The organism is candidate division WOR-3 bacterium (assembly GCA_016934535.1).
GTDB lineage: Bacteria > SDB-A > SDB-A > SDB-A > SDB-A > JAFGIG01.
In genome coordinates, this window is sequence record JAFGSQ010000032.1 from 1 (window position 1) to 9,171 (window position 9,171).

Below are 9,171 nucleotides of genomic sequence, written 5' to 3' on the forward strand. Positions count from 1 at the left end.
CTGCAAATTTTATAACTTCGTGCAGTTCTCTTATTTGCTTTGGTAAATATGAGAGCCTTCGTGGTAAAAATTGTATTATTTCTTAAATTCAAAAACGTCAATCCAACCAAAAAAAATATTTCGCATCAAACGGTTCGCCTGTAGCGTTGAATAAAATGTCCCTGAAAGAAACTTCGTTTCCCATGGCGTAGACCTTTTCTTTCATAAATCCAAATACCTCTGGTCTTAGATAACTGCCGAATTTCTTGTATATGCAAGAAGCCAACTGGTTTGAAATTACGTGGCCGACGAGGTAAGAATAACCGTAAAATGGATATCTCGCAGTTCCCATTATGGAATCACCCCAATTTCTCCTTCCCTCAATACCCGTCCAGTCTTTTATCAAATTTTCGTAATAATCGTCTGCCTCATCAACGGTTAAATCCTTTGAATGAAGTTCGAGTTCGAACAAAGTGCTTATCACATTGCCTAAAAAAACGTTGTAGTTATTGCTGAATACTTTTTTAGACATAATATCAATGTCGCCTGAATCTTTTACACTTTGGCCAAGACTCTCTTTTAAAACGAGCAATTTATCTACAATGCCTGCCATTGCTTCGCAAAAATGACCGGGCATTTCCTTGAAAATAAAATCCTTGGCCTCGATGTTTGAATGGTGAAGAGCATGACCGAATTCATGAAAAATGCAATACAAATAATCGGAAAGACTTTTGTCGGTGTTTATGAATACCCTGACATCATTAGGCACAGACACGTCAATACATTCGGTCGTTTCATGATGAGCGGATCCCTCTTCTGTCTCGAAGATTTGAATATTTTTATAAGAAGAGTCTATACCCCAATGACTTAAAAATCCGTTCAGCAAATCTTTTCCTTTTTCTCTGCAAAAGTATTTGCTCATTACCGAGTTGTTTTCATTGAACTTTTTTTGAACATTGTTTTCGGCAATGTCTTTGCGCGTTCTCTTTATTATTTCGTCTTTCAGAGAATCAAACATATCTCTCAATTCTTTTTCAGTCATGTCTTTGTCGCTGAAATATAGATCGGAATACGATGAATATCCCTCCTGCACCGAGAGAATGTTCCTCCTTTTTGCTAACCCTAAAATGTTCTGTTTAAATTTTTCGAAAAATTTGTACAAAACACTTCTGTAGTATTTGACTTCTTCTTCGTTTTCGCCGGAGTAAATCTTGTGTTGGAGTTCCATGAAACCGAATTTCTTACTCTCTATTTCGATTGCGCCCGAAAGCATCATATTTGAAGCGGTTTCGTATATAGCTGATAATTCGGGGTCTGATTCGAGACGTTTTTTAGCGAAATATACGTTTAGCAGAGACCACTTGCGTTTATCTATTTCGTCGGCGGCGTTTTTTAAACCAGATTTAATAAAACAGTCAATATTTTTGTCGAAGAAAAAATCCCTGTATTTGTTATCCTTTCCGAGAGGTTCGTTTTTCGACAAATGCCGCCAGTAATTCAATTTGGTTTCAGTGTGAATTCTTTCGAGTTCGCTGTTTATGTATTGATAGGTGATCATTTATTTTCCTCCTCAATATAAATTTTCAATGCGGCTAGATTTAAGGCATTAAGCTCAAAACATAATGCACTAATTGTTTTTTCTTTTTTACCGGGAAAATATATAATCAGGTATCTACAAATTCATAATTGAAATTATATGGCATTTTAGGAATATTTCAATGATTATTCGCGGAAACTTGATCAAAGCACTATATAGTCTTACGCATTTTATAGTGTTTTTTGTCTCTTTGGCCGGATATTTTAAATCCGGATTTTTCGTAAAATTTTATTGCGCAGGTATTCTTTTTTGAAACATCCAGTATAATTTCATTACAGCCCTGTCCTTTTAAGATATCGACCACATAGTCCATCAGATTCCGGCCCTGACCCATGCCTCTTTTACTTTCAATAATATAATCGAAACAAAGACAGCCGATCTCTTTATGCTTTTCCAATGGAAAACAAAAGACAAATCCGATTTTTTCCGTTTCTTCGAGCATGACAGAAGCAAAGACAGGGTTTTTCTCCTGGATTTTAGATATTCCTGCTATCAATGATTCTCCGTCTTTTAAAGGATCATCAGGCAATTCGCCGGTCAAACTCTTCGTGTCATAAAGAGCATTAATGACAAAATCTCTGTCCATACTGACGTCAAAGGGTCGAAACGTATTCATGCTTATGATACATCCTCTGTTTAATTACAAAACTTATATTATCATTTTCAAATCCCGGATTTAAGAATAAAATCAAGTTTCCGGATAGTCGTTATAAATGTTTAAAGGAGAAAATATGAGAATATTTTTATTTGTGCTGACGACGGCGGCGATTGCTATGAATTTATTTTCATCCGACACGCAGATCGCAGAGATAATTGAAACTCATTATTCTGTAGCGATCTCAGGCGGGGATTTTGTCAAAAACTCAATCATGTATTCTTTTCAAAACTTCTACGATTCATCGGGCAACAAAGTTCTCGATGTAAGATTCGATTCGCTCGGCGTCGAAATAAAAAGATACGTCTACGAGTACGACGAATCAGGCAACAGGACCGAACAGAATCAGTTCATACCGGAAGGCCTTCTCGTGCGAAAAATAGTTTACACTTACGACGACGCAGGAATGCTGACCGAAGACAACAGTTACGACTCTCTCGGCAACCACGAAAAAAGATACACCTATATTTATGATGCCAAAGGCCTTCTCGTAGAAGACAGAAGCTATTCAAATTCAGGGCAATTATTAAAAAAGCATGTTTATTATTACGACGAAGAAGGATCGAAAACCAGTTGTGAAATTTCCGATTCGATTGGATCACTCGTGGTAACCATCGAGTATTCATTTTATACAGTAAATGAAAATACGATTTACACTGAAGAACGATACATCGATTCTGAAGGTGTTATAATTCAAACAGTAGATTTTGATTTTGAATACGACGAACACGGAAGATGGACTGTTAAAAAGGTATACATAGATGAAGACGTCGTAGAAATCATCGAACGGCAATACATTCCTGCCGCGAGATAAACTGTTTGACCTTTGTTATATGATGAATTAGTATTTTTTAACCTTTAAAAGTGAGGTACTGATGAAATTTGCCCTCGCTCTCCTTTTAGCCGTTTCTCTGTCCGGATCGTTGTTCGGAGCCCAGAGAATGGCGGTCCTCGAAGAATTCACAAGTCACACCTGACCTTCGTGCGCAAACGCCAGCCGTGAGCTGGATTCTCTTGCAGTTCAATACGCAGACTGCACTGCCGTCATCGCCTATTACATAAGCAACGGTTTACCATATTATTCGGCTGAAGGCAGGCAGAGGTTGAATTTTTACCCTCCGCCTTACTGGTATAACGGTTCGTTTGTTTACGCGACACCCTGGCTTTGGTTGGACGGAAACAAGGACCCCGGATACAGTTACTCTGGCTGGGAGACTTATTTGACAAACAGGCTGTCAGTCCCTTCCCAGCTCGATATAGACATGTACGCCGAATTCAACTCCCAAACGAACGCGGGATTCGTCGACATCTGGGTCTACAACGAAGGAGCGGACACACTCGTTAGAAAGCTAGTCTGCGTCCTCACTGAGTCGGGTCTTTATTATGTCGCGTCTAACGGCCTTCAGTGGCACGACCATGTGTGCAGGGATATGATACCGGACCAAAACGGGACGCAAATCACCCTTTATCCCGGCGACACTACTTATGTCCACCTCGACTTCACCTTCGATCCGACTTGGGTGGCAGCAAACTGCGAAGTTTTGTGCCTGGTTCAGCACGATTCCCTGACCGCCGACAGCATAAAGGACATCATGCAGGGAGGAAAAACTTCATTGGTTGCAAACGCTGTTGAAGAACAGCCCGTATCACTTCCCCGGGAATTCAAATTTTCAGTCTGTTATACAAACGATATCACCGTCGAATACGCCCTTCCGTTTGCCTCCCGTGTAAAATATGAAATAGTTGACGTATCAGGCAGAGTTCTTCAAACGCGCAATCTCGGCGTCCAGAATGCGGGACAGAACTTTTTGAGAATAAACAGATCGGAAATCAATTGCTCTTCAGGGGCGGCTTTCCTGATAATGAAGATAGACGACACCGAATACACTGAAAAACTTATTTTCTTTTAATAGGCTCAACCGCGGATTTTCCGCTGAAAATCCGCGGTTTTCTTGGTAAACAATATATTTCATAATCCCAAAGATTCTCAGCGCGAACAGCGTCAGAGAGGTCTGTTGAGGCTCCTCAGGCATTTTGCGAAAACATCGTCTCTTATTTTTCTTTCGAGATGAGGAATGTTTCGCGGGACCCGGTTCAGATATTGAGCGATGTCTTTTCTTTTACTTGCAGTAAAATGAAGCGCGAGCCTGACGAAAAGAGCGCGGGCTCCGACAATTTCATTTCTGCGTTTGATTCCTTTTAAATCAAATACCGGAATGCCGGTTATCTTTTCTGTCATTTCGGCGACTTCGTCGAGAGTTTTGGTTTTTTCGGTCTGGATCACTATATTTCTGCCTTGTGTCCTTTTGACCTGTTCAATGAACTCTTCATTTCCAAGTATATTTCCGTCCGTCGATATATCTAATGAGAATTTATTTTCTTTGACCGCTGATTCCAAAATGTATTCGTTGTATTTTTTTATCGCGGCTTCAGGATCCGGATCGAACCTCGGCAATACTTTGTCTTTGTCAACGAGGCCGCTTTTTTCGGCGCTGATATAGGTTTTGTGAGAACTCCATTCATACAGAGAAGGATCTTGAACGGCGCCTGTCAACAAGCATTTCAAATGTATATAACTGATGAGAGAGAGCAATAACGACTCTTTGTCGCAAAGCACGGCTTTGTACCTGCCTTGAAACAGGTGTCCTTCTGTGTCGTGCTGTTTGTTGAACCATTGAGTATAAGACTGCATCAATCCCTGCATAATCCTCGATAGCGGAACCAAATCGGTTTCTATAAGCAAATGAAAGTGATTTTCGAAAAGGGAGTAAGCATAAACGGCAAAGTTGTATTTTTCCTTGTAATCTTTCAGCTTTGACAAAAACTTTCTTTTGTCCTCATCGTTAAGGAAAACAGGCGATCCGTGATTGCCCCTCGCCTTGACGTGATAAAGGGCTCCCGGGAATTCAATTCTTCTTTTTCTTGACATACTATTTTGTATCAGGTCAATTGACTTTAATCAAGCATTATTGCTATTTTTCAGAACGACCCCATGGAATGTAAATATTACTTGACAAAATGTAAACAATACTTTACTAATTGCTTGTGAAAAACAAAGTAAAACAGTTCCGGTTTCAAAAAAATGAAATGACTCAACAGAAACTTGCTGAATTAACCGGCGTGTCGAGGCAGACAATAATAGCAATAGAAAAAGGGGCTTTCAACCCTTCAGTAAGACTCGCTCTGAAAATAGCAAAAATATTAGAAACCGGCGTCGAGTCGCTTTTCTTTTTGGAAGAAAAAGATTAAAAAGTGAGGATAAAATGAAAATATCAGAAAGCGTTTTAAGGAACATCTGGCTTATATTCCTCGTCATTTTGCTTTTTTTGGCCAACGCCGTTCCATATTGGGTCTTTGTCGCTTCAGCGTCCGTTCTTTTTCTTTCCCCTGTTTTGCTGGAATTCAACAGAAAGAGGTTAATAGACGAAAGGCAGATCCAGATAAGCCATTTCTCGAGCCACGTATCTTTTTACGTTGTTTTGGCTCTTTTGTTCCTTGTAATAAATAGAGAGTACATTTCAAAAGGCGTAAATCCTCCCCCTCAGTTCTATGCGCTGATCGTTGTACCCTTTGTCTTGAAAATGCTTATAAGTCTGTATCAAAACTACGGCCCGGTTCCGACTGCGCAGTGGACCGGATACTTTTTTTCGTTTTTCTGGCTTCTTTTTGTAGTTCTTTCTCACGGCTTCAGCGCCGCGACTCTGATAGAGTCCGTTCCATTTGTCGTTATTTTTCTCGTCTCGTTGTTTTCTAAAAAATTTCCTCTTGCCGGAGGCATCCTTTTCCTTCTTCTGACTGCGGCTTTGCTCGCATTTTTCAGAGGCTGGTGGCGGCTTGACGTCTACGTAAGACTGCTGATGTATTCGCTCATTCCGCTTCCGCTTTTTATGAGCGGATGCGGGCTCCTCTATCATTATTTCGCCGGCAGAAAGCATGATGCGTAAATTTATTTTTGTAGCAATGATGTTGTTTTCATATATTTCAGCGAACTCTGCAGGGAGAGATCAGGTTGATCTGTCAGTTGTTTTCAGCGGACACGTACTCGTTGGAACAGGTTACACGCGCTTTTTCGACGAAAGAAATGCGCTTCACGCAACGGCGTATCTGATACCTGCAAACGGAATGCCAATGGCTTTTGACGTCGGATACTTGCGGTTTACTGTGGGTGTCGTTATTTCTAAACAGATCGAGCCCGTTGATAATTCCGACCGGAATTAAACTAAATTACGGAAGAAGATTTTAGTTTTTATCCACAATAAAACTCTAATGCGGCTGAGGCTTCGCCGATGAATGATGATGGATTATTTCCCAATTACCTTCATCTGAAAGCCTCCAGCAAAACGTAAAACGGGCATTCACTATTTCTCTTCCCGAAGACGAATCGATTTCGAAATTGTAGTGCCCGGAATGGACATAAAATTTATCCGATAATACATGCAACTCTTCTTCCTCGATCGTTCCCGCAGGATTTTTCTCAAGGAAATGTATGAAATAGTCACGTGCACCTTTTTTGCCTTTTTTGAATTCGCCAGAGACTGTTGGAAGAAAAGTGGAATCTTCCGAATAAAGTTCCGCAACTTTTTCAGGATCAAGCGTTTTAAGTGAGGTCAGCCATTTTACCGAGTTGTTTTCAGCAATTTCTTTTATTATATCCTTCATTTTATTCTCCTTCTCAGAAATATAATATTATCATTCAGCTTTTTCTCCGTATTCTTGAGGAAAATATTAACACTTTTTTAATAAATATTTTATCCCAAAAAAATATTTACAAAATAAACTTCTCCAAAACTCAACAGAAACTAAAAGGAGGTTTAAAATGAGGAAATTTTTGACACTGTTGTTTGCAGGAACAGTCGTTCTGAGTTCCGGCTTGTCGTCCATGGAGATAAAAGCTGCGGGAGCTTCCTTCCCGTATCCTTTTTATTCAAAAATCTTCGACGTCTACAATAAACTTACGGGACATCAGATCAACTACAACCCTGTCGGTTCAGGAGGAGGAATAAATCAGCTCATAGAAAAAACGGTCGATTTTGCAGGAACGGACGCGCCGATGAAAGACGAAGAAATACAAAAGGCAGGTGCTGATATCATTCACATACCAACTTGTCTCGGAGCAGTTGTACTGACGTACAATCTGCCGGGAAATCCCTCGCTAAAACTTACACCGGAAATCATTGCAGGAATATTCCTGGGTGAAATAACCAGATGGAACGACCCGAAAATAACTGCTCTCAATTCAGGTGTTGAACTGCCTAATTCAGATATAGTAGTCGTCCACAGAGCTGACGGAAGCGGTACAACATACATATTCAGCGATTATCTGACAAAAGTCAGTCCTGAATGGGAGTCAAAAGTCGGCCGCGGAAAGTCTCTGGAATGGCCCACCGGACTCGCCGGAAATCAAAATCCCGGCGTGGCCGGTCTGATTCAGGCAACACCAGGATCTATCGGATACGTCGAACTCATATATGCTCTATCAAACGGCTTACCTGTCGCCACGATAAAAAATAAAAGCGGCAGATTTGTATATCCGAGCATCGAAACAGTCAGCGCGGCGGCAAACGTCGAGATGCCTTCAGATATGAAGGTTTCCATAACAGATACGGATGCAGAAGAAGGCTACCCGATAAGCGGCTTCACGTGGATTATTCTCTATCAGGAGCAGTATTATCAGGGCAGAAACAGAGAAAAAGCCGAAACCGTAATCAATTTAATCTGGTGGATGATTCATGACGGGCAGAGTCACGCGGAAACCCTCCTGTACGCGCCTCTTCCCCAGAGCGCCGTTAGAAAAGCCGAGGACCTTCTCAAATCCGTCACATTTAACGGCGCTAAAATTCTATGAAAAAGAGGAGGCCAGCCCATATAAACGGCTGGCTTCCTTTTTCATCCCATTTTATTTCAAACGAGATGTCAAAAAAAAGTTCCCTCTCAAAAGGGGAAAGATAATATAATTTTATACTACCCTCTTTCGATCTGAGGTGGGATTAAATATTAATGTTGTTGTTCTATGCCGCGATTTATCGTTTCTAATAAAAAGTATATATAATAGTATTGCATTTATAATAAAATCCCGTTCATTCAAATTCAGGGAGGTAAACTTGAAGAAAAAAGTTTTGGTCCTCGGAATTCTCGGTGTGTTTCTATTGCCGATGATTCTTTCCTCGGCGGTCAGAAGACCGCTCCTTGAAATACACTCGGGAGCATTTTGAAGCGGATGCGCTTCATCTGCAGGTCTGCAGAATACTTTCATCTCGACAAATCAGGACACTCTGACAGCTCTCAAGTATCAGCTCTATTCAAATGAACCACTGTATAGCCCTGACGGTTGGGGAAGATTTCAGTTCTACGGGGATTCAGTAATTCCGCGCGCGAACATGGACGGAGCCGCCATGTTTTCTCCGACTTCCATCGCCACACTGAACTCTCAATACGCGACGGCAATGACAGTGCCCTGTTATGTTGATATCTTGCTCCAGGGAACTGCTGAACCCGATCTCATGTCAGGAACACTGAACATAACAATAATAGCCGAACAGGAACCCGGAGCCAGCCCCTATTATCTGCACGTGGCCGCTTGTTCTTACCATGTTCCTTATGGCGCCGGAAATTTTTCAGAATTTCATTATCCACTGAGAAAAATGTATCCGAATTATAACGGCACTGCCGTAACTTTTACAGGCGTTTACCCGGAAACTCTTCAGTTTAATATTCCTTTCACCTTTTCTTCCTCCTGGTGGCATTTCGAAGCTGACGACGTCTATTTCGCAGTGTGGCTTCAATCCAACAAAGCCACAGACAAACAAGTTCACCAGAGCAACATGATTGACATATCAGGTCTTAACGCCGTAGAGGAGACGCCTTCCTCGCCGGTTATGTCAAATACATTCGGACTCGGCAATTTCTATCCCAATCCATTCATCGGCACAGCCTTCATACC

Annotated in this window: 11 protein-coding genes; 7 read left to right on the forward strand and 4 right to left on the reverse strand. The window is 41.1% G+C overall.

The features are described 5' to 3' along the window. Window positions 1-97: 97 nt before the first annotated feature. Together JXL83_05540 and JXL83_05545 are read right to left on the reverse strand one after the other, a co-directional pair. The gene (locus JXL83_05540; GenBank protein MBN2363574.1) at window positions 98-1,537 is read right to left on the reverse strand and encodes a hypothetical protein; all 1,440 of its coding nucleotides are present in this window, start codon (window positions 1,535-1,537) and stop codon (window positions 98-100) included. 190 nt (window positions 1,538-1,727) lie between these two features. Then, the gene (locus JXL83_05545; GenBank protein MBN2363575.1) at window positions 1,728-2,192 is read right to left on the reverse strand and encodes a GNAT family N-acetyltransferase; all 465 of its coding nucleotides are present in this window, start codon (window positions 2,190-2,192) and stop codon (window positions 1,728-1,730) included. 115 nt (window positions 2,193-2,307) lie between these two features. On the opposite strand from JXL83_05545, the gene JXL83_05550 reads away from it, so the two are divergent. Both JXL83_05550 and JXL83_05555 read left to right on the forward strand, forming a co-directional pair. After that, window positions 2,308-3,045, forward strand: a complete 738-nt coding sequence (locus tag JXL83_05550; GenBank protein ID MBN2363576.1) for a hypothetical protein — start codon at window positions 2,308-2,310, stop codon at window positions 3,043-3,045. A 289-nt stretch (window positions 3,046-3,334) separates the two neighbouring features. Continuing rightward, window positions 3,335-4,141: an Omp28-related outer membrane protein gene (locus tag JXL83_05555; protein ID MBN2363577.1), complete on the forward strand. Its 807-nt coding sequence runs from the start codon at window positions 3,335-3,337 to the stop codon at window positions 4,139-4,141. A gap of 92 nt (window positions 4,142-4,233) precedes the next feature. On the opposite strand, the gene JXL83_05560 is transcribed toward JXL83_05555, so the two are convergent. Beyond that, a complete protein-coding gene (locus JXL83_05560) occupies window positions 4,234-5,160 on the reverse strand; it encodes a transposase (protein ID MBN2363578.1) in 927 nt (308 codons plus the stop codon). A 116-nt stretch (window positions 5,161-5,276) separates the two neighbouring features. Here JXL83_05560 and JXL83_05565 point away from each other — a divergent pair, with 116 nt between their 5' ends. From JXL83_05565 to JXL83_05575, 3 genes are read left to right on the forward strand one after another with little or no spacing between them, the layout of a single operon-like run. Next, window positions 5,277-5,480, forward strand: coding sequence for a helix-turn-helix transcriptional regulator (locus tag JXL83_05565; GenBank protein MBN2363579.1), 204 nt, complete (start codon window positions 5,277-5,279; stop codon window positions 5,478-5,480). 14 nt (window positions 5,481-5,494) lie between these two features. Then, window positions 5,495-6,175 carry a hypothetical protein gene (locus JXL83_05570; GenBank protein ID MBN2363580.1) on the forward strand — a complete coding sequence of 227 codons (681 nt, stop codon included), beginning with the start codon at window positions 5,495-5,497 and terminating at the stop codon, window positions 6,173-6,175. Further along, window positions 6,165-6,449: a hypothetical protein gene (locus JXL83_05575; GenBank protein ID MBN2363581.1), complete on the forward strand. Its 285-nt coding sequence runs from the start codon at window positions 6,165-6,167 to the stop codon at window positions 6,447-6,449. The genes JXL83_05570 and JXL83_05575 overlap by 11 nt, the downstream gene beginning before the upstream one ends. Window positions 6,450-6,494: 45 nt before the next feature. Here JXL83_05575 and JXL83_05580 read toward each other — a convergent pair whose 3' ends face one another. Further along, window positions 6,495-6,890, reverse strand: a complete 396-nt coding sequence (locus JXL83_05580) for an SgcJ/EcaC family oxidoreductase (GenBank protein ID MBN2363582.1) — start codon at window positions 6,888-6,890, stop codon at window positions 6,495-6,497. A 157-nt stretch (window positions 6,891-7,047) separates the two neighbouring features. On the opposite strand from JXL83_05580, the gene pstS reads away from it, so the two are divergent. Next, window positions 7,048-8,076: a phosphate ABC transporter substrate-binding protein PstS gene (gene pstS, locus JXL83_05585; GenBank protein MBN2363583.1), complete on the forward strand. Its 1,029-nt coding sequence runs from the start codon at window positions 7,048-7,050 to the stop codon at window positions 8,074-8,076. A gap of 547 nt (window positions 8,077-8,623) precedes the next feature. Continuing rightward, a partial coding sequence (locus JXL83_05590) for a hypothetical protein (protein ID MBN2363584.1) occupies window positions 8,624-9,171 on the forward strand: 548 nt, incomplete at its 3' end.

Excerpts from the sequence above, each read along its gene's own strand:
- JXL83_05540 (MBN2363574.1), bottom strand. The coding sequence starts at position 1,537 with ATGATCACCTATCAATACATAAACAGCGAACTCGAAAGAATTCACACT.
- JXL83_05545 (MBN2363575.1), bottom strand. The coding sequence starts at position 2,192 with ATGAATACGTTTCGACCCTTTGACGTCAGTATGGACAGAGATTTTGTC.
- JXL83_05550 (MBN2363576.1), top strand. The coding sequence starts at position 2,308 with ATGAGAATATTTTTATTTGTGCTGACGACGGCGGCGATTGCTATGAAT.
- JXL83_05560 (MBN2363578.1), bottom strand. The coding sequence starts at position 5,160 with ATGTCAAGAAAAAGAAGAATTGAATTCCCGGGAGCCCTTTATCACGTC.
- JXL83_05570 (MBN2363580.1), top strand. The coding sequence starts at position 5,495 with ATGAAAATATCAGAAAGCGTTTTAAGGAACATCTGGCTTATATTCCTC.
- JXL83_05575 (MBN2363581.1), top strand. The coding sequence starts at position 6,165 with ATGATGCGTAAATTTATTTTTGTAGCAATGATGTTGTTTTCATATATT.
- JXL83_05580 (MBN2363582.1), bottom strand. The coding sequence starts at position 6,890 with ATGAAGGATATAATAAAAGAAATTGCTGAAAACAACTCGGTAAAATGG.
- pstS (MBN2363583.1), top strand. The coding sequence starts at position 7,048 with ATGAGGAAATTTTTGACACTGTTGTTTGCAGGAACAGTCGTTCTGAGT.